Here is a 19,098-nt window from a genome sequence, read left to right as displayed (position 1 = left end):
GCCACCCGATACGACAAGCTCGCCAGGAACTTCCTTGCTGGCATCCTCCTCGCCGCCGCAATAACTTGGTGGCTCAATTGAGTCCGGACCCTAGTCAGGCGGACCCGGATTGCCAGTCGTATTCGAGACTGCAAGTCCGGCCGCGGCGGCCGGGCCTGTAGTGGCCGTTTAAGCGGACTCGGCTGTCGCCCTCACCGATACCGCGCCTGGTTCCATTTGTGCCCGAGCAGCGACAGGATGATGATCAGGCCGTTGAAGAACTGCACATAGAAGCCGCTCAGGCCCGCCGCGACGACGCCAGTCTGAATGAACGACACGGTGACCGCGCCGATCGCGCCTCCGACCACGGTGCCGATGCCACCCCAGGTCGGCGTGCCGCCGACGAACACCGAGGCCAGCACCGGCAACAGATAGCCGTCGCCGGCCGTGGGCCACCAGGTGAAGTTGATCATCACCGAAAACGTGCCGGCGATCGCGGCACCGATGCCGACGAAGACGAACACTTTGACCCGCACGCGCTTCACGTCGATGCCCATCTGCTGGGCGCTGTCGGGGTTATCGCCGACCACCCTCACCTGCGCGCCGAAGCGATGCCTGTTGTAGAGCAGCGCTGACAGCACAACGAAGGCGATGGCCCAGAAGATCTGCACCGGGATGCCGTAGATCTGGCTGGAGAAGATCTTGTAGGCCCAGCTGTCGGCGAGGTTGGTCAGTGCCGTCGATTTGCCCTCGTTGATGATCTGGATCAGACCGCGCAACAGGAAGTTCATGCCGAGCGTCGCGATCAGCGACGACAGCCCGCCATAGACCACCAGCGACCCCACTAGGAAGCCGAGCAGCGTTCCGGTGGCGATGGCGGCGGCGATGCCGAGGAACGGGTCGTAGCCGGCCTGCACCACCAGCGCGAACACCCATGAGGCAAAACCCATCGTCGCCGGAAACGACAGGTCGATCTCGCCGCAGGTGACGACGAAGACCAGCGGCACCACCACGAACAGCGCCACCGGCAACGTGGTCAGCACGGAGCTGTAGAGATACCAGGTGGTGAAGACGACCGGGTTGGCGATCATGAACACCGCCATCATGACGATGAACACGGCAAGCGTGCCGAGCGCGGCGCGGTTGTCGAGGATGAAGCCGCGCAGCCAATTGTCGGATGGGTGTCTCCATTCTTTCCCGGAGGCTTCGCCATGCGTGCCCCCGAGAGGGCTTTGCAGATCGGGTTCCATGGTCTTGCTCATCGCGCTGCCCTCCCCGCATCGCCGGCGTCGTGCAAGCCGGGCAAGCCGCCTGGATGCGCCACGTCTTCCATGAAGTTGATCAGGTCTTCGGCCGACTTGACCTCGCTGCGGTCGGTGGTGAGTGCGACCTTGCCGCGGTCCAGCACCACGAAGCGGTCGGCAATGTCGAAGACATGGTGGATGTTGTGACCGATGAACAGGATCGAGCGGCCGCTCGCCCGCACCTGGCGCACGAAATGGAAGACCTTGGCGGTCTCGGTCAGCGACAGCGCGGTCGTCGGTTCGTCGAGGACGATCAGCTCCGCCTTCTTATAGATGGCCCGCGCGATCGCCACGCCCTGGCGTTCGCCGCCCGAGAGCTGGCCGACGATCGAGTGCGGCGTGAACACTTTCGAGGTGAAGCCGATCTCGCGCATCAGCCGGCTCGCCTCCTGGATCTCCTCGTTGACCTTCAGCCAGCCCATAAAGCCGGTGAGCTCACGGCCCATGAAGATGTTGCGCACGATCGTCTGCTGGACGGCGAGCGCCCGATCCTGGAACACCGTCTCGATGCCGGCGTCGCGCGAGCGCGCCGCACTCCATCCGGTCACCGGCGTGCCACGGACGAGGATCTCGCCGCTGGTCGGCTTGACCACGCCGGACAGGATCTTGATCAGCGTCGATTTGCCGGCGCCATTGTCGCCGATCAGGCCGACCACCTCACCACGGTCGACGCTGAGATTGACCCCGCCCAGCGCATAGACCTGACCGTAGGACTTGCTGATGTCGCGCAATTCGATGATGCGTTCGGCCATGGCGATCCTCGCTCGATTTCGTGCCGGCGTTCTCGCCAGCGGCCCCGCCGGCCGGGCTAAATCCCGGCCGACGGCTTGGGAGGTCAGCGCAGCGCCTGCTTGGCCAGCTCGGCGACGATCTCGTAATTCTGCGGCGTGACGAAGCCGGCGCCGGTGTCGACATTCATCGGCGCCAGCCCAAGCACCACCTGCTGGCAAAGGCTCAGGATCGGTAGATAGCCTTGCAGGAACGGCTGCTGGTCGGCCGTCAGTTGCACCCAGCCGCCCTTGAAGCCCTCGACGATCTGCGGGCTGGTGTCGAAGCCGAAGTTGAAGATGTCGCCCGGCTTCCTTCCCGCTGCTTGCATGTAAGTCGGGACGTTGCCCAGCATCTGTCCGCCGGGATAGCCAACCGCCTTGACGTCGGGATTGTTGAGAAGTGCCGCGGTGATCACCGGAATCGCCAGATTGGGGTCGGAAGCCCATTCGCCGCTTGGCGGCGAGGAGAGCTGGATGACCTCGACGCCCGCCTCCTTGAGTGCAGCGACCGTGCCGCGCTCGCGCGCGCCGCGGGCCTCGTTCTCGAACGGACCGATCATGATCGCCTTGTCGCCGGCCTTGAGCCCGGCCAGCTTGAACGCTTCGGCGCCGAGCGCACGGCCCTGCTGTTCCTGTTGGGCGCCGACATAGCCGCCGCCAAACGCTTCCACCACTTTCGGCACCGGCACGTTCTGGTACATCATCTTGATGCCGTCCTTGTGCGCCTGTTCGGCCAGCGGCATGATCGAAGCGTCGCCCGGATGGCCCATCATGGCGATGCCGTTGGGCTTCACGGCGACGGCTTCGCGCAATTGCTGCACCATCTTCTCGACGTCCCACTGGGAAAAGATGTAATCGACCTTGGGCCCAAGATCGGCCGCAGCCTGCTTGGCGCCATTGTAGACGATGGTGCCGAAGGCGTCGCCCTCGGCGCCGCCGACGAAGAAGCGGATGTGGACATCCTTGCACCATTGGGCGTCGAGCGCCTGCGCCGGCATAGTGGAGATTGCGGCAGCGAGCGCCGTGGCGGCGGCCACGACGGTCGAGCGCAGAACTGTCGTTCTCATCGCGATGCTCATGCACTTATCCTCCCATTGTTCCCTCGCAAGCCGAGGGGTTTCGACGAATGCTTCGGCTTTTCGCCGCAATGCTTCATTGGCCGGCCCCTCCCGCCAGCCCATCCTCAAACCGGATTTGGCAGGTAGCTGGCACCTCCCCGGCATTGCTTGAGATAATCCAGCGCCCGCGCCTGGCCCGTAACCTCGAGGTCGCCGCGATAGACCGGGTCGTGCCAGCCCTCGATGTCGATGGCCCCCTTGTAACCGGCGAGCCGCAATTCGCTGATCACCCGCGTCCAGTCGCTGTCGCCGAAGCCCGGCGTGCGCATCTGCACGAATGGCAGCCGGCCGAACACGCCATGCTCGCGGATCACGTCCCAGCGCACCGTCGCGTCCTTGCCGTGGACATGGAAGATGCGCGGCGCCCATTTGCGGATCTGCGGCATCGGGTCGATCAGATAGACGAGCTGGTGGCAGGGCTCCCATTCCAGTCCTAGATTCTCATCGGGCAATTCGTTGAACATCAGCTCCCAGGCATCCGGATTGTGGGCGATGTTCCAATCGCCGCTGGCCCAGTTGCCGTCCATGGCGCAATTCTCGAAGGCGATGCGCACACCCTTGTCGGCGGCGCGCTTGGCCAGCTTCCCCCAGACCTCGCGGAAGCGCGGCAGGCTGTCGGGCAGCGGTTTGCCGCGGATGCGGCCGGTGAAACCGCTGACCATGCTGGTTCCAAACAAATGCGCATTGTCGATGACGGTTTCCCAGGCCTTCAGCACGCCCTGATCGACATCGCCGCTCTCCAGCGGATTGCCGAACACGCCGAGCGACGAGACGATGACGTCGGCATCGCCGATGGCGTCGCGGATCTGGCCGGCGAGCCTTGGCAGATCCTTGTCGCCCAGCGTCTGCCAGAAGAAGGGCTGGATGCTCTCGAAGCCGAGCGGCAGGATCGCCTTGATATAGGCTGCAGGGTCGTCGAGATTGGCCCGCACCATGGTGCCGATCCTGATGTCGAGAAGCGGGTTTGGCGTCATTGTAAATCCTGTGCGATCGCCACGCGGCGCCCGGTCTCAGCGCTCTCTATCGCACCAAAAACCATGGCCAGGCTTTTGATGTTGTCTGAGCCGCGCGTTTCCGGCTCGCTGCCGGTTTCGACGGCGTGCATGAAATCCCTGATGATGCCGAGATGGCCGTCGACGCGATCAGCGGGATCGAGGGGCGGCACGACGACCGGCTCGGTCTTGTCGAAAAGCCCATCGCGAACCGGCAGCGCGACCTCTGCCTTCAGATCGTCATGGCCATCCCAGATCAGGCTGCCGCGCTCGGCGACGATGCGCCAGCTACCTTCCCAGCTGGTGCGGAAGCCGGCAGCGCACCACGAGCCGGCATAGGTGAACAGTCTGCCGCGCCCGAGATCGAAGACGGCGCTGGCCGACGACCCCTGCTGGTACCAGGAATTGGCCGGCTCCCATTCCTGGCAATAGACGCTCACCGGCTCGCCGCCGACCATGTAACGAGCCGCATCGAACGTGTGGATCGCCATGTCGAGCAGCAGGACATGGGCCATCTCCTCGCGAAAGCCGCCGAAATGCGGCGCGACGAAGAAGTCGGCATGGATGCTGGTTGGCGCGCCGATGGCTCCGGAGGAGAGAAAGCGCCTGATGCGCCTGATATTGGCGACATAGCGGCGGTTCTGGACGACAGCGTGGACGCGCCCGGCTTTGCGCGCCGCCTCGACGATGGCGCGCGCATTGTCAGGACTGTCGGCCAGCGGCTTTTCGGTGAGCAGATGACAGTGATGCGCAAAGGCGGAAAGCGCGACATCGCGCCGGGCCGCGGGAACCACGACATCGAACACCGCTTGCGGTTTGGTCTGGTCGAGCACCGCGTCGAGATTGGTTCCGATGATGGCGCCTGAGAGCTCGTATTCGTGCGCCCGCGCCTTCGCCCGCTCGGCATCGAGATCGACAAGGCCGATAATCCTGAGCCCTTCAACCTGCCTTGCGGCATCGAGCCATTGCTTGCTCATCGCGCCGCAGCCGACCAGGACGACATCCATCATCCGACTCCTCCCGTTCGGTCCCTCCAGACCGAAGTCACGGCATTCACGGCATGGCCGTAAACGTTTTTCCGTAAACGTTTACGACAACACACCCGATGACGTAGAATGTCAATCGGCGGTTCGCGAAAAACCGTCTTTATCCTTGGCCTGTGCGGCTGCCGGTGCTAGCCAGGAAAGGGGGAGACCTGTCCTTTGGCGTCCAGCATTCACGACCTTGCACGTCACCTGAACATTTCGATCGGCACCGTGTCGCGCGCGCTCAACGGTCGCGCCGACGTCAACGCCGATACACGCCAGCGCGTGCTCGATGCGGCGGCAAAGCTGAACTATTCGCCCAACCAGTCCGGCCGCAGCCTGCGGCGCGGCTCGACCCATTCGATCGCCTTCATGCTGCAGCCGCATCCCGGCGATCAGCAATATGGCGAACCTTTCTTCATTCCATTCCTGACCGGGCTGCAGGCCAAACTCGCCGAAAGCGGGCTCGATCTCATCGTCGTCATGGGCGCGCCGGGCGACTACCAGCAGGAGCGCCTGCGCCGTGTCGTCGAGACACGAAGGGCCGACGCCGTGGTGCTGGCCTGGACGCGGCGCGAGGACGAGCGCATCGATTATCTGACCAGCGTCGGCTTCCCCTTCGCAACGCTCGGCCGCAGCCGTTCCGGCGGCAAGTCCTATCCCTCGCTCGACCTCGATTTCGAAAAGGCCGGGGCCGACGCTGTCGATCGTCTGGTTGCGCGCGGCCACCGCCGCATTGCCGCCATCCGCCCGTCGCTTGACCTCAACTTCGGCTATCTGTTCCTGGCCGGCTACCGCAAAGCGTTGCGGCGGCACGGCATCGAGGTCGATCCCGAACTGATTGCGTCCGATTTCATCAACGAGGCCGGCGGCTACGAGGTGACGCCTGGGGTGATGAATTGCAAGGACCCGCCGACCGCGATCATCTTCAACAATGACGCTATGGCGCTCGGCGGCTGCAAGGCGCTGGCCGAGATGGGCATTAAGCCGGGGCACGACATTGCGGTGATCGTCATCGTCGACACCCCGCTCTGCGGCTATTTCTCGCCGGCGCTGACCGCCTTCCGCCCTCCCCTGGAGCCGATGGGACGACGGCTGGCCGAAATGCTGCTGGCCTCGATTCCGGCCTATGCCGGCGAGGAAGGCCCGCGCACCATCCGCGAGGTCTGGCCGCTGGAGCTGATCGCGCGCGATAGTGATTGATGGTGCCGGCCAGCCTTTCGGGTAATACCTTCGCTGCGAGGTAACCTGGAAAGAGATGCGTGTGGAACAACCCTGCGATATCATCGCAGGCCTGAATCATATGATCTTTTGCCGAGCTGCCTGCCATGGACGACAAGATGCCCGCGCCCCGGCGAACCGGCGACCTCACCAGCGGCCCGATACCGCGCACGCTTTTGCTGTTCGCGCTGCCGGTGCTCGGTTCCAACGTGCTGCAGTCGCTCAATGGGTCGATCAACGCCGTCTGGGTCGGCCGCTTCCTCGGCGAATCGGCGCTGACGGCCACATCCAACGCCAATCTCGTGCTGTTTCTCATCCTCGGCACCGTGTTCGGCATCGGCATGGCGGCGACCATCCTGATTGCGCAATCGGTCGGCGCGCGAGACCTGTCCGAGGCGCGGCGCATCGTCGGCACCAGCGCCACCTTCTTCTTCGCCATTTCGGTGGTGCTTGCGGTCTGCGGCTGGATCTGGGTCGACGCCATCCTCAATGCGCTGGGCACGCCATCAGATGCTTTGCCTCTGGCCCGCTCCTATCTGCGCATCATCTTTGTCGCCGTGCCGATGATGAACCTGCTCTCCTTCGTCATGACGGTGCTGCGCGGCGCCGGCGATTCGCGCACGCCTTTTATCTTCATGGCGCTGGCGGTCGTGCTCGACATCATCTTGAACCCGCTGCTCATCCGCGGCTTCGGCCCGTTCCCTGAACTCGGCATATCGGGATCGGCCACCTCGACGCTGATCGGCCAGACGGTCAGTGTCATCGCCATCCTGGTCGTGCTCTATGCGCGCAAGCATCCGCTGCGGCTGGCCGGCGCCAATCTCGCGCTGCTGCGGCCGGACCCGAAATTGCTGCGCATCGTCGTCCTCAAGGGTGTGCCAATGGGCCTGCAGATGATCGTGATCTCGGCCGCGGCGCTGACGGTGATGGGCATGGTCAATTCCTACGGCTCGCAGGTCGCGGCCGCTTACGGTATCGCCGCGCAGCTCTGGACCTACGTCCAGATGCCGGCGTTGGCGATCGGCGCCGCTGTCTCCTCGATGGCCGCGCAGAATGTCGGCGCCGGGCGCTGGGACCGCATCGGCCGCATCGCCATGTCAGGCGTTGCCTTCAACCTCGTCCTGACCGGCGCGCTGGTCGCGCTGCTTTTCGTTTTCGACCGCCCGGTGCTTGGGCTCTTCCTCAGCAGCGACAGTGCCGCGATCGACATCGCCGCTCACATCAACAATGTCGCGTCCTGGTCCTTCATCCTGTTCGGCGTCACCATCGTGCTCTTCGCCACGGTGCGCGCCACCGGCGCGGTGATGCCGCCGCTGATCATCCTGGTGATCTCGGTGCTTCTGGTGCGCACCAGCTTCGCCTATTTCTTCCGAAGCGTGATCGGCGAGGAAGCGCTGTGGTGGAGCTTTCCGGTCGGCTCGATCACCTCGCTCGCGTTGGCAGCAGCCTATTACCGCTTTGGCCGCTGGCGCACCATGCACATGATAGAGGACAGGCCCGCAGCCGGTGAGCCGCCGGACACTGGTCTCGGCGTGCCGCGCCAGCGCGCGCATCTCTCGCCCGAGACGCCGAACGGCTGAACCATCGGCTCACCGCGCATATCTGGCTCCGAATGCGAGCGCCACCAGGGAAAAGAGGGTGATCATGCCGGCAAAGGCCAGGCTTGCCGTGGCCGGGCTTGCCACTGTCGACAGGATCCCAATACCGATGACCGGCAGCGCATTGCCGCAAAAGCAGCAGATAAAGAAGGCTGAGACCACTTCGGCGCGGCGGTCGGCCGGCGCGATCTGGTTGACCACCTGCAGGCCACCACGATAGCCGAGCGCTGCCGCGACGCCGCAAAACGCAGTCGCGGCGGTCATGATCGCCATCGAAGCGAAGACCTGCGCCGCTACGATCAATGCGACGGTCGGGATCATCAGGACAAGTGCTGCAAGCATAGTGCTGCGGCTCGAAAGCCGCGTTGTCGCCAGTATGGTGACGGCAGCCACGATCGCCAGTTCGAAGAACAAGGCGCCGGCTTCGGCATGGTTGGTAATATGGAGCTGCTGCGCCAGGATGCTCGGTGCAAGCGCCGCGTAGAAACCGACCAGCCCCATGGCGCCGAAGCCGGTTACCGCAGGCGCTACGAAACCGGTGCGGATCTCACCAGGCACGGAGAGCCGTGGCTGCATGGAGACATCGGCCAGTTTTCCCGGTTGTGAAATGGTTTCCCGCGTCCGCCAGACCAGCACCGTGACAACGACGAGCACCGCCAGATAGACGACGAATGTCAGCCTGAGCGGCCACGGCGCATACTCGGCGAGCAGTCCCGCCGCCAGCGCGCCAAGGCCTAGACCCAGAAAATTGGTGCTGGTGGCAATGATGGCGGCGCGTGACTTGTCTTCGGCTGCGACCAGCTCGGCAAGCCAGGCAGTGCCGGTTCCCGCACCGACGCCTATTCCTAGGCCGCTCAGAATCCGCGCGATGTCGAGCCACGCGACATTTTCGGCGAACAGGAAAAACAGCGCACTGACGACCGCCACAATCATCGCCGCCAAGGCGGCCGGCCGGCGGCCGATGACATCGGACAAACGCCCGAACATCAACAGCGCCGCCAGGTTGCCCACCACGTAGACGGCATAGATCAGGGTAAGCGTGATCTGCGAAAAACCGAACGCCTGCTTGTAGATAACGTAAAGCGGCGTCAGCACCGTGCTGCCGGCGAAAAGAACTGCGATCATCGCAGCAACGGCAGCTATTGCGGCGGCGCCACCGAGTTCGTGATCGCGCGTCATGGCTGGGGCATTGACCGTCATTTCGACCTCTTACTGTCCGGGATCGCGACGCCAACGCCTTTTCACGTCATGGGTTCCCTCTGCCCGGACCTGCTCCTGACAGGTTCGGCGCCCTGACCGTGGTTCTCTATGTCGCCCTGCCAGACTTCCGCGCCAGTCGCTAGGCGTCATGCTTTATGCTGGTTGCCGTGCCGGACAGCAGATCAAAAGCGCCGGCGTTCCTATCCCCGCATCGCTTTCAGCTTTTCCGCCACCGAGGCCGCAAGGTCGGCGTAGCGTTCCTCCAGCCGCTCGGCTGCCTCGATCACCGAAAAATCATGGCCGAATTTTTCCAGCGCCATGCGCAGCTTTTCAACGAACTCCGCCTGTTTTTCGAGCGCCGAAAACAGCGTCTTCACTTGCGCTTCGCTGATATCGGGATTGGAAAGCATCTGCGGCACTTCGCGGCTCATCTGGTCGCCGGTAGCGGTCTGTTCTTTCAGGATCTCGATCCAATCGGTCAATTAGCAAATCTCCTTTTTGTCAGGACAGCATGCGCAGCGCCTGCCGATGCGGTCAACCCGAGGACGCTAAAGCGGACTTGCGCGGGGCCCTCGCCGCGTTAAATTCGGCACAACTCGAAGAGGACACTATTGCGATGACCACCGACGCCGAAATCCAGAGCGCTTTGCCTACCCTTGCCTCCGGCAATGTTGCCGTCATCACCGGCGGCGCCAGCGGCATCGGCCTGGCCGCGGCCAAACGATTCGCCGCCATGGGCATGAAAACCGTCATTGCCGACATCGGCGGCGCGCGCCTAGATCAGGCCCGGCAAGCGCTTGCCGCGATCGGCGGCGACGATGCTGTTCGTGCCGTTGACGCAGACGTTTCCTATATCGACGATGTCGACCGGCTGGCGGATGCTGCCTTCGCTGCCTTTGGCGCGGTTTCAGTGCTGATGAACAATGCCGGCGTCGGCAACAATCCCGGCAAACCGTGGGAAAACCGCGTCGCCTGGAGAGAGCTGATGGATACCAATTTCTGGGGCGTCGTGCATGGTGTCCAGGTTTTCGCACCGCGCATGCTCGCGGCTAACACGCCGGGTCTGATCATCAACACCGGCTCCAAGCAAGGCATCACCACGCCACCCGGCAACCTTGCCTACAATGTCTCCAAATCGGCCGTGAAGACCTTCACCGAAGGCCTGGCGCACGCGCTGCGCAACGAGCCGGGCGCCTATCTGTCGGCGCATCTGCTCATCCCAGGCTTCACCTATACGGGTCTCACCGAAGGTGCGACCGAAAAGCCCGCGGGCGCCTGGACCGGCGAGCAGGTGATCGAGTTCATGCTGGCCGCGCTGGTGCGTCGCGACTTCTACATCCTGTGTCCTGATAACGAGACGACGCGGCCGATGGACGAAAAGCGCATGGCCTGGGCGATCGGCGACATCATCGAGAACCGCCCTGCCCTGTCACGCTGGCATCCGGACCACAAGGACGCTTTCGCGAAGTTCATGGAAAACTGACGCTTACGCCGCGTGCTTCTTCGAGCCACGGTTTTCCGCCGCGGCTTTCTTAGCGGCCGTATCGGCGACCTGCCGGTCGTGCCGCTTCGCCGCGCGTTCACATTTCTCGCGGATCTCCTGGACCTCGGATTCGGTCAGATGCTCGATGCCGATAAAGGTGTTCTTGGCTTTGCCGACCCGGATCAGTTCGTCCAGCTTCGCCTGGATCGCTGCGCCATCACGGTTCTGGGTGTTCTGGATGAGAAACACCATCAGGAAGGTGACGATCGTCGTGCCGGTGTTGATGATGAGCTGCCATGTATCGGAAAACCCGAACATCGGTCCGCTTGCCCCCCAGGCAACAATGATCAGAAAACAGACGGCGAATGTCGACGGCAGACCGGCGAGATGCGCAACATAGTTGGCGATCTTGGTGAAAAGCTTCTCTATCATGGCAGGAGAAACAACCAGCATCCGCTCCTGGTTCCCTCCAGGGAGAGATTTCACCGACGCAGCCGTTCATAGGCCCGCAAGGATCAGGGTATCTCGTGCTCCCAGCGATCTAGGAAGGTCTCGATGGACAGCGCCTGCATGTCGGGGACCGCCTTGGCCAGTTTCTCGACCGGCCAGTCCCACCAGGCAAGGCTTTCGATCCGCGCGGCGATGTCCGCCGCGAAGCGTTGGCGCAATTGCCTGGCCGGAACGCCGGCGACAACCGCATAGGCAGGAACGTCGCGCGTCACCACCGCATTGGCGCCGACGATCGCGCCGTTGCCGATGGTCACATCAGGCATGACCACCGCGCCATGGCCGATCCAGACATCGTGGCCGATGCTGACGGATTGCGCCCGCCGTCGTTCCCGGAAAGCCGCGTCGACGCCCAGCCAGCGAAAATACTCGTTCGGGCGGTAGCTGACCTTGTGCTGGGTCAGCCGCTCGATCGGATGCTCCAGCGCGTTGATGCGGCTGTTGGCGGCGATCGAACAGAACTTGCCTATGGTCGTGTAGATCGCCTCGGCGTGGCGCTCGAAATAGGAGAAATCACCCACTGTGACTTCACGCAGGATGACCCGCTCGCCGATCGAGGCGTAGCGTCCAAGCTTGCACGCCTTCAACTCCGCGGTCGGGTGGATGCGCGGCTCGGAATCCTTGGGGACAAGATTTTCAGGACGATCCATTCCAGCGGCTTTACGTCAGCGCAATTGCTCCTGCAAGGCGGGAGCAATTGTCACGTCGCCGATTGGTGCCGCAAGCGGGACCAATCATCCGTCACCTGTTGCCAGAGTCTATTTCGGCTTGCGGTTGGTCCACACCACGTTTTGGCCATAGAGCGGCACGGTGGTGACCGACATTTTCGCCGAACCGTCCTGCACCTGGCGCGAGTGCGACAGATAGATCAGGGTCTCATTGGCTTTATCGTAGATGCGGTTCACCACCTGCTTCTTCCAGATCAGGCTGATACCTTGCTTGAATACCTCCTCGCCGGCCTCACTCATGTCGATGTCGCCGATGGTGATCGGCCCGGTCTGGCGGCAGGAGATCGAGGAATCGGACGGATCCTCGAACCAGTTGCCCTTCTGCAGGCGATCGATCACGCCGCGGTCGAAATAGGAGACGTGGCACGTCACGCCCTCGACCTCCGGATCCTTGATCGCCTCGACAATGATGTCGTTGCCCAGCCAGTCGACGCCGACCTTGCCGACCTCCTGGGCGACGGCCGCACCAGCACCGACGACAAGCCATGCGGCCAACGTGCCGCCGATCAGTTTTCGCCTAATCAGTCCTTGCAAGGTTAGCCTCCTGCGGTTCGAGTTTTGCCGACCTCAGGTGGGACGGGCGGCAGCACTTTGCAAGCGGATCACCTTTTGACAGGAAAGCCGGTTGCGGCAACGCGACATCTTTGCGCGCACGAGATCAAACCGCTAAGAGTGTTCGCCGAACAGGCTCTGCGCCGGTACGGCGTCAATGAAATCACGACGGACACCAACGATGATGCGTTCAATACTGGTCGGCATTCTCGTCCTGATGGCAGCAGGCATCGGCTGGCTCACCTTCGACTGGTACCGCGGGCATTATGGCGGCGAGCCGTTTGGCGCGCCATTCACGCTGGTCGACCAGAAGGGCGCTCCGGTCACCGAGGCTGCCTTGCGCGGCCACCCCAGCGTCGTCTTCTTCGGCTTCACCCACTGCCCGGAGGTCTGCCCGACCACGCTGTTCGAACTGGCCGGCTGGCTGAAGACGATGGGAGATGACGGCAAGAACCTGCGCGCCTATTTCGTCTCGGTCGACCCGGAGCGCGACACGCCCGAAATCATGAACGCCTATATCAGCAACTTCTCCGACCGCATCCTCGGCATTACAGGCGAACCGGACAAGGTCCACGCCATGGCCAAATCCTTCGGCATCTATTCGAAGAAGGTCGATACCGGCAACGGCGACTACACGATGGACCACACCGCGTCGGTGCTGCTGCTCAATGCCAGGGGCGATTTCGCCGGCACCATCGCCTACGGCGAAAGCTCGGACACTGCCATCGCCAAGCTCAAGCGGCTGGCGGAAGGTTAGAGCATGATCCCGAAAAGTGGGACCGGTTTTCGGAAAAGATCATGCTAAAGCAAGAACATCGTTTGACCCAAACGCGGCTTTATTTCACCACTGGAAAGATCGAGGCCGACCGTATCTTCGCGGCGTTCGAAACGGCCTTTGAGGACGAGGGCCTGCCGATTGCCATCCTCGAAGTCGATGAGGATCGCGACATCCACGAAGTGTCGCTCTATGCCGACGGCGATGTCGATGCCATCGAGGCGCGTGTGGAAGAGATTCTTGCCGGGCTTGCCCTGTCGAGGCCGATTGCGCGCGAGCGTCTGCCCGATATCGACTGGGTGACGCGTTCGTTGGAGGGATTGAAGCCGGTGCGCGCCGGCCGTTTCTTCGTTCACGGCGCGCATGATCGCAGGAAGCGCCGCAGCGGCGAGCTTGCCATCGAGATCGAGGCCGGCCTCGCTTTCGGCACCGGTCATCACGGCACCACCGCCGGTTGTCTCGAAATGCTGGAACAGGTCGTGCGGCGCGAGCACCCGCGCAACGCGCTCGACCTCGGCACCGGTAGTGCCGTACTGGCCATCGCGGTGGCCAAGCTCGCCCACATCCCGGTGCTGGCGACCGACATCGATCCCGTCGCCACAAAGGTCGCCGCCGCCAATGCACGGCTCAATCACGTCAAGGCGCTTGTGGAAACGGTGACCGCGCCAGGCTTCCACCACCCGATCTTTGCCGCGCGCGGTCCCTTCGAGCTCATCGTCGCCAACATATTGGCGCGGCCGCTGATGCGGCTGGCACCCGAAATGGCCAGGCAAGTCGTCTTGGGCGGCTCGATCGTGCTGTCGGGCATTCTCGACCGGCAGCGCGACGCGGTGATCTCGGCCTATGTCGGCCAGCAGTTTCGCCATGTCAGGACGTTGCACCGCGAGGGCTGGGTGACGATCCACCTCAAGCGGTGACGTGCAGCGCCTTCAAGCGCAAGCAGCAAGTCGCTCAGACGTAGGGCGACCTTGCCGCCTTCCTCAGCTCTTCGCGATCATAGCCGTGTGCTTTCAGCGTTTCGTCGTCAAAGCCAAGCAGAACGCCGCTCACATAGCGGCTCGCTTCGCGCTGGCGCGCTTCGATGAGAGCGTTCATGGCGCTTCGGAAAAATCCGCGTCTGGCTGAAATCGTGGACATGATGGTCTCCTTTGCAAGGCAATAAGACTCGTTCCTCCACTCCAAAAAGGTAAGCTCTGCTGACCTATTTGAAAATCGCCGATTCTGCATGGCGCCTATGCGCAAAAGCGATGCTGCTGGACCAAATTCCGCCGATTGTCAGGCGGCTGATGCTGTAGCACTTTGATCTTGCGCTGATTTTCTCCCAACCGAAGGTCCGGTGCAGCAAAAGTCGATTCCGATTTTCGGGGCCATACGCTACGGTCGCGCCAGCATCCGAGGAGAGGCCATCATGTTCCAGACCTTTGATTCCGCCGGCGACCCCGCTGTCGGCAAGCCGCGTATTGCGTTGCTGCGCCGATGGCTGGCTGCCAATGGCCTGGATGGCTTCATCGTGCCCCGTGCCGACGAGCATCAGGGCGAATATGTCGCCGACCGCTCGGCGCGGCTAAAATGGCTGACCGGCTTCAGCGGCTCGGCCGGCATCGCCATCGTGCTCGGCGGCCGCGCCGTCATGTTCGTCGATGGGCGCTACACGCTACAGGTGCGCCAGGAAGTCGATCTCGACATCTTCTCGATCGAGAGCCTGGTCGACAATCCACCCGCCACCTGGATAAAGGACAATCTGGGCAAGGGCGTGCGGCTTGGCTTCGATCCGTGGCTGCAGACGATAGGCGACGTGAAAGCGCTGACAGCTTCGGCCGAAAAATCGGGGGCGGTGTTGGTGCCGCTGGAGAAGAATCCAATCGACGCCATCTGGAAGGACCAGCCCGGCCCACCGCTGGCGCCAGTCGAGCTCCATCCGATCGCCTTTGCCGGCGAACTGGCCAAGGACAAGCTGGCGCGGCTGGCCTTGGCCATCGGCAAGGATGGCGCCACCCATGCCGTGCTGACCGACCCGTCCTCCATCGCCTGGGCCTTCGACATCCGCGGCGGTGACGTGCCCCACACGCCGCTGGCGCTCGGCTTCGCCGTGCTCGCCGCCGATGGGTCGCACCAGCTTTTCATGGACCGGCGCAAGTTTTCGCGCACCGTCGCGGCCTATCTGACGCAGCTCGCCGAATTGCACCAGCCCGGTGAATTCGAAGCTGCTATCGCAGCGCTGGCCGAAGGCGGTGCAAAAATCGCGCTGGACCCGGTGCTGGCGGCCGAAAAACTCAGAATGCTGGTCGAGGACAATGGCGGCACGGTCGTTTCAGCGCCCGACCCTGCCCGCATCCCACGCGCAACGAAAAACCAGGCCGAGATCAACGGCGCCCGCGCCGCGCATCGACGCGACGGCGCCGCCGTGGCCAAGCTGCTTTGCTGGCTCGACCGGCAGAAGCCCGGCAAGCTCGACGAGATTGCCGTCGTCACCAGGCTCGAGGAATGCCGCCGCAGCACCGGCGAGGAAACGCAGATGCCGTTGCGCGACGTGTCCTTCGACACCATTTCGGGCGCCGGCCCGAACGGTGCCATCATGCATTACCGGGTTTCCCGCGCCACCAGCCGAAAGCTTCAGTCCGGCGAATTGTTCCTGCTCGATTCGGGCGGGCAGTATCAGGACGGCACCACCGACATCACCCGCACCGTGCCGATCGGCAAGCCGACCGAGGAAATGCGCGAACGCTTCACGCTGGTGCTGAAAGGCATGATCGGCATTTCCATGCTGCGCTTTCCCCCGGGCACACGCGGCTCCGAAATCGATGCCGTGGCGCGGCTGGCGCTGTGGAAACACGGTTGCGACTTCGCCCACGGCACCGGTCATGGCGTCGGCTCCTATCTGGCCGTGCACGAAGGCCCGCAACGCATTGCCAGGACCGGCACCGAAAAGCTGCTGGCGGGCATGATCCTCTCCAACGAGCCGGGCTACTACAAGGAAGGCTCATACGGCATCCGCATCGAGAACCTGATCCTGGTGACGCCAGCCGAGCAGGTAGAGGGCGGCGACATCGCCATGCACGGCTTCGAGACGCTGACGCTGGCGCCGATCGACACCAGGCTGGTGCAATCCGACCTGTTGACGCGGGACGAACTGCATTGGCTCGACCTGTACCACGCACGCGTGCTGGCCGAGATCGGACCAATGCTCGACGGCGAAACGCTGGCCTGGCTGGAAAAGGCGACGGCGCCGCTGCCGCACGACCAGAAGTCGTGATTTTCGCAAAGGCGTGTAGCAGGATTCGTCTACCCCACGAACTGCCTGGCAAGGATCAGCACAGCGGCACCGGCCAGAAACATCGCCATCAGCCCGCCGCGCAGCGAGACCAGCCCGGCAACGATCAATGCTGTCCATTCCGCCGGTCCGGCGCTCAACGCGGCCGGCGCGACGAGTGTGGTCAGCACCGCCGCCGGCACGGCGTTCAGCCCGGCCTCGACGCGCGGATGGATATTTTCGAAGCGCGAGATCACCAGATGGCCGCCGATGCGGGTGAGATAGGTGGCGATCGCACCGGCGATGATGATCCACAAGGTCGTGCTCATGGCCGCGCCTCGACACCACTGTGATGCGGCGGCAGGATGACCGCGAGCAGCACGCCGGCCACCGCGCCAATGGAGACGTGCCAGGGCGAACCCACCGTTTTGTAGGCGATGATGGAGGCAGCAGCACTTGCGACCACCACCGGCAGCCATAGCGGCCGTTTGCGAAAGCCCATGACCAGGCCGAGAAAATAGATCGGCAGCAGGAAATCGATGCCCAGAGCATGCGTATCGGGGATGAGCTTGCCGAACATCGCGCCGAGCGCGCTTTCGGTTACCCAGAACACATAAACCGGCAGACCAAGCCCCATATACCAGGCGAAGCCGACCGTCTCGCCGGCCTCCGCCTTACGTTCAGCCACCGCGAACTGCGGATCGGTGAGCAGGAAATAGCCTACCGCTTGCTGAACCAGCGGCCAGTGCGCGATGCGCCGGCCGATACCGGCGGAATAAAGCACATGGCGGAAATTCACGGCGAAGATCGACAGCACGATGAGCCATGGCGCGACATGCTGCCCGAACAATTCGATGCCGACCATCTGGCTGGCGCCGCCGTAGACCATGGCGCTCATCAGGACGGCTTCAAGCACCGAAAAACCATTGTCGACGGCAAGTGCTCCGAACAGCAGCCCGAACGGCGCCGCCGCCACCACGACCGGCATCGAGAGCCGCACGCCTTGCCAGAAATCGCTCTTCGCGCTGTTTTCGGAGATTGCTTCCGCCGACATTGACCACTCCCTCGGGAATGGTCGTATGTAGGTAGCGCCGCCTGCCTTGTCACACCAATTCGCTTGAGCCAAACGATCAGCCGAAATGATCGCCAGGGCGGCGCCAGGCACAAAGTGCCGGCAAATTCGCTCGCCTCAACTGACGAAATAGCGCTGCCATTCGAAGTCGGTGATATGCGATGCCTGCCAGGCGTCGAAGGCAGCCTGCTCGGCGCGCCGGCTCTCGGCGTAATTGTCGCGAAAGGTCTCGCCGAAGGCCTCGGCGCAGAAATCGGACGTTGCGAAGGCTTCGATCGAAGCGTTGAGCGTGCGCGGCAATTTCGGCTTGTCAAGATTGGCCAGGTTCGATGTCACCGGCGCTTCGAGTGGCAATTCCTTTTCGATCCCCTCGCACCCCGCCGCCAGGATCGCCGCGATTGACAGATATGGATTGATGTCGGCTCCAGGCGCACGATGCTCCAGCCGGCAGGCGCCATCGTTCGGCGTGGTGATGACGCGGATCGGCGCGGTACGGTTCTCAAAACCCCAGGCGACGTCTTCCGGCGACCATGCGCCACGATCGAAGCGGCGGTAGGAATTGACCGTCGGCCGAAACAAGAGATGCGTGTCCTGCATCCGGTTCAGCACGCCGGCGAGGAATTGCTCGGCGACCGGCGTCAGCCGGCTTGGTCCGGCGGCGAAGGCCGGCTTGCCGTCGCGCCACAGGCTGACATGGTGATGCGCACCGCAAGCGCTTTCCTTGCCCGGCGGCTGGAAGCGAGTCATGAAAGTGGCAACCAGCCCGCGCTCGGCACACAATTCGCGCAGATGCAGCTTGGCGCGCATGGCGTCGTCGGCCGCCTGCAGCGCCGTCTTCGGCGTCAGCGCGTATTCATACATGCCGAAGCCGTATTCGGTCACCAGAGAGGCGACGCCAATGCCGATGCTTTTCATGCGGGTGATGAACTCGGCAGCGAAATCCTGGTACTCGCCGCTGCGCACCAGGTCGTAATTGACCAGGGAATGGCCCCAGGGCTTCAACTCGCGATAGCGGCCGGCACGCATCAAATCATGGTCGGCGTGAAAAATGCCGAACTCATATTCGAGTGCGAAACGCGTTTCGTAGCCAAGCGTATTCATCCGCTCCTCGACCTTGGCCAGGACGCCGCGTGGATCGAACGGGCAGACCGTGCCGTCGAGCATGTAGGCGCGGGTAATGGCGGAGGCGAATTTCGGCTTCCAGCCGTGCTGGACGACGGTCGCCGGGTCGATGATGCCCTTGATGTTGGGAAAGCCGTTCTCTTCGTTGGCGCTTGCCGAAGCGAAGGCGACGTCGCCCATCGGCTGACCGTCGCCATGGGTGACGCAATAGAGGATGGCGTTGATCGCTTCGCCGTAACTCGACAATTTGAGCGGCGCGATCTTCGAGCGAAAGGCGCCTGACGTGTCGACCGTATGGATCTCGATGAACTCGACGCCATCGGCTGCCAGCTTGCCCTGCAACGCCTTAAGCTCGGGCGTGTACGCCGCGACCCTGTCCTCAAATTCCACTTTCAAACCTCC

The 19,098-nt window shown here is 63.2% G+C and carries 20 protein-coding genes; 6 read left to right on the top strand and 14 right to left on the bottom strand.

Annotation, left to right across the window (positions count from 1 at the left end; all coding sequences use genetic code 11):
- Window positions 1–191: 191 nt before the first annotated feature.
- From ABID19_RS04420 to ABID19_RS04400, 5 genes are all read right to left on the bottom strand, one after another.
- The gene (locus ABID19_RS04420) at window positions 192–1,241 is read right to left on the bottom strand and encodes an ABC transporter permease (RefSeq protein ID WP_354488239.1); all 1,050 of its coding nucleotides are present in this window, start codon (window positions 1,239–1,241) and stop codon (window positions 192–194) included.
- Window positions 1,238–2,035 carry an ATP-binding cassette domain-containing protein gene (locus tag ABID19_RS04415; protein WP_354488237.1) on the bottom strand — a complete coding sequence of 266 codons (798 nt, stop codon included), beginning with the start codon at window positions 2,033–2,035 and terminating at the stop codon, window positions 1,238–1,240. Before ABID19_RS04415 ends, ABID19_RS04420 begins: the two co-directional genes overlap by 4 nt.
- A gap of 83 nt (window positions 2,036–2,118) precedes the next feature.
- Window positions 2,119–3,132 carry a substrate-binding domain-containing protein gene (locus ABID19_RS04410; protein ID WP_354488235.1) on the bottom strand — a complete coding sequence of 338 codons (1,014 nt, stop codon included), beginning with the start codon at window positions 3,130–3,132 and terminating at the stop codon, window positions 2,119–2,121.
- Window positions 3,133–3,236: 104 nt separating this feature from the next.
- On the bottom strand, window positions 3,237–4,145 hold the full coding sequence (locus ABID19_RS04405) for a sugar phosphate isomerase/epimerase family protein (protein WP_354488233.1): 909 nt from the start codon (window positions 4,143–4,145) through the stop codon (window positions 3,237–3,239).
- Window positions 4,142–5,173 (bottom strand): Gfo/Idh/MocA family protein, encoded by a 1,032-nt coding sequence (locus tag ABID19_RS04400; protein WP_354488231.1) that lies wholly within the window; start codon window positions 5,171–5,173, stop codon window positions 4,142–4,144. Before ABID19_RS04400 ends, ABID19_RS04405 begins: the two co-directional genes overlap by 4 nt.
- Window positions 5,174–5,365: 192 nt before the next feature.
- Here ABID19_RS04400 and ABID19_RS04395 point away from each other — a divergent pair, with 192 nt between their 5' ends.
- Window positions 5,366–6,391 (top strand): LacI family DNA-binding transcriptional regulator, encoded by a 1,026-nt coding sequence (locus ABID19_RS04395; RefSeq protein ID WP_354488229.1) that lies wholly within the window; start codon window positions 5,366–5,368, stop codon window positions 6,389–6,391.
- Between the two features lie 125 nt (window positions 6,392–6,516).
- A complete protein-coding gene (locus tag ABID19_RS04390) occupies window positions 6,517–7,989 on the top strand; it encodes an MATE family efflux transporter (protein ID WP_354488227.1) in 1,473 nt (490 codons plus the stop codon).
- A 9-nt stretch (window positions 7,990–7,998) separates the two neighbouring features.
- Here ABID19_RS04390 and ABID19_RS04385 read toward each other — a convergent pair whose 3' ends face one another.
- The gene (locus ABID19_RS04385; RefSeq protein ID WP_354488226.1) at window positions 7,999–9,207 is read right to left on the bottom strand and encodes an MFS transporter; all 1,209 of its coding nucleotides are present in this window, start codon (window positions 9,205–9,207) and stop codon (window positions 7,999–8,001) included.
- 200 nt (window positions 9,208–9,407) lie between these two features.
- Complete coding sequence (locus ABID19_RS04380; RefSeq protein WP_354488224.1) at window positions 9,408–9,689, bottom strand: hypothetical protein; 282 nt, start codon at window positions 9,687–9,689, stop codon at window positions 9,408–9,410.
- A 134-nt stretch (window positions 9,690–9,823) separates the two neighbouring features.
- On the opposite strand from ABID19_RS04380, the gene ABID19_RS04375 reads away from it, so the two are divergent.
- Entirely contained in the window at window positions 9,824–10,690 is an 867-nt protein-coding gene (locus ABID19_RS04375) for an SDR family NAD(P)-dependent oxidoreductase (RefSeq protein ID WP_354488223.1), read from the top strand.
- Between the two features lie 3 nt (window positions 10,691–10,693).
- Here the strand turns inward: ABID19_RS04375 and ABID19_RS04370 are convergent, their stop codons facing one another.
- The 3 genes from ABID19_RS04370 to ABID19_RS04360 form a co-directional block, all read right to left on the bottom strand.
- Window positions 10,694–11,122: a low affinity iron permease family protein gene (locus ABID19_RS04370; protein ID WP_354488310.1), complete on the bottom strand. Its 429-nt coding sequence runs from the start codon at window positions 11,120–11,122 to the stop codon at window positions 10,694–10,696.
- Between the two features lie 83 nt (window positions 11,123–11,205).
- Window positions 11,206–11,847, bottom strand: coding sequence for a DapH/DapD/GlmU-related protein (locus ABID19_RS04365; protein ID WP_354488221.1), 642 nt, complete (start codon window positions 11,845–11,847; stop codon window positions 11,206–11,208).
- 108 nt (window positions 11,848–11,955) lie between these two features.
- Window positions 11,956–12,450: a CreA family protein gene (locus tag ABID19_RS04360; protein WP_435528688.1), complete on the bottom strand. Its 495-nt coding sequence runs from the start codon at window positions 12,448–12,450 to the stop codon at window positions 11,956–11,958.
- Window positions 12,451–12,658: 208 nt separating this feature from the next.
- Here ABID19_RS04360 and ABID19_RS04355 point away from each other — a divergent pair, with 208 nt between their 5' ends.
- Together ABID19_RS04355 and ABID19_RS04350 are read left to right on the top strand one after the other, a co-directional pair.
- Entirely contained in the window at window positions 12,659–13,234 is a 576-nt protein-coding gene (locus tag ABID19_RS04355; RefSeq protein ID WP_352936794.1) for an SCO family protein, read from the top strand.
- 62 nt (window positions 13,235–13,296) lie between these two features.
- Window positions 13,297–14,169 (top strand): 50S ribosomal protein L11 methyltransferase, encoded by an 873-nt coding sequence (locus ABID19_RS04350; protein WP_354488308.1) that lies wholly within the window; start codon window positions 13,297–13,299, stop codon window positions 14,167–14,169.
- Between the two features lie 34 nt (window positions 14,170–14,203).
- Here the strand turns inward: ABID19_RS04350 and ABID19_RS04345 are convergent, their stop codons facing one another.
- Window positions 14,204–14,389 carry a hypothetical protein gene (locus tag ABID19_RS04345; protein ID WP_095483353.1) on the bottom strand — a complete coding sequence of 62 codons (186 nt, stop codon included), beginning with the start codon at window positions 14,387–14,389 and terminating at the stop codon, window positions 14,204–14,206.
- Between the two features lie 271 nt (window positions 14,390–14,660).
- On the opposite strand from ABID19_RS04345, the gene ABID19_RS04340 reads away from it, so the two are divergent.
- Window positions 14,661–16,505, top strand: a complete 1,845-nt coding sequence (locus ABID19_RS04340) for an aminopeptidase P family protein (RefSeq protein ID WP_354488217.1) — start codon at window positions 14,661–14,663, stop codon at window positions 16,503–16,505.
- Between the two features lie 29 nt (window positions 16,506–16,534).
- On the opposite strand, the gene ABID19_RS04335 is transcribed toward ABID19_RS04340, so the two are convergent.
- The 3 genes from ABID19_RS04335 to ABID19_RS04325 all read right to left on the bottom strand — a co-directional run bounded on the left by ABID19_RS04335 (window position 16,535) and on the right by ABID19_RS04325 (window position 19,086).
- The gene (locus ABID19_RS04335) at window positions 16,535–16,831 is read right to left on the bottom strand and encodes an AzlD family protein (protein WP_354488215.1); all 297 of its coding nucleotides are present in this window, start codon (window positions 16,829–16,831) and stop codon (window positions 16,535–16,537) included.
- Window positions 16,828–17,556, bottom strand: a complete 729-nt coding sequence (locus ABID19_RS04330; protein ID WP_354488214.1) for an AzlC family ABC transporter permease — start codon at window positions 17,554–17,556, stop codon at window positions 16,828–16,830. The genes ABID19_RS04335 and ABID19_RS04330 overlap by 4 nt, the downstream gene beginning before the upstream one ends.
- 135 nt (window positions 17,557–17,691) lie before the next feature.
- The gene (locus ABID19_RS04325) at window positions 17,692–19,086 is read right to left on the bottom strand and encodes a glutamine synthetase family protein (protein WP_354488212.1); all 1,395 of its coding nucleotides are present in this window, start codon (window positions 19,084–19,086) and stop codon (window positions 17,692–17,694) included.
- Window positions 19,087–19,098: the final 12 nt, after the last annotated feature.

Source organism: Mesorhizobium robiniae (genome assembly GCF_040545535.1).
Lineage (GTDB): Bacteria > Pseudomonadota > Alphaproteobacteria > Rhizobiales > Rhizobiaceae > Mesorhizobium > Mesorhizobium robiniae.
Note: the sequence above shows the minus strand (reverse complement) of the source record. Positions and strands in the feature narration are given on the sequence as shown.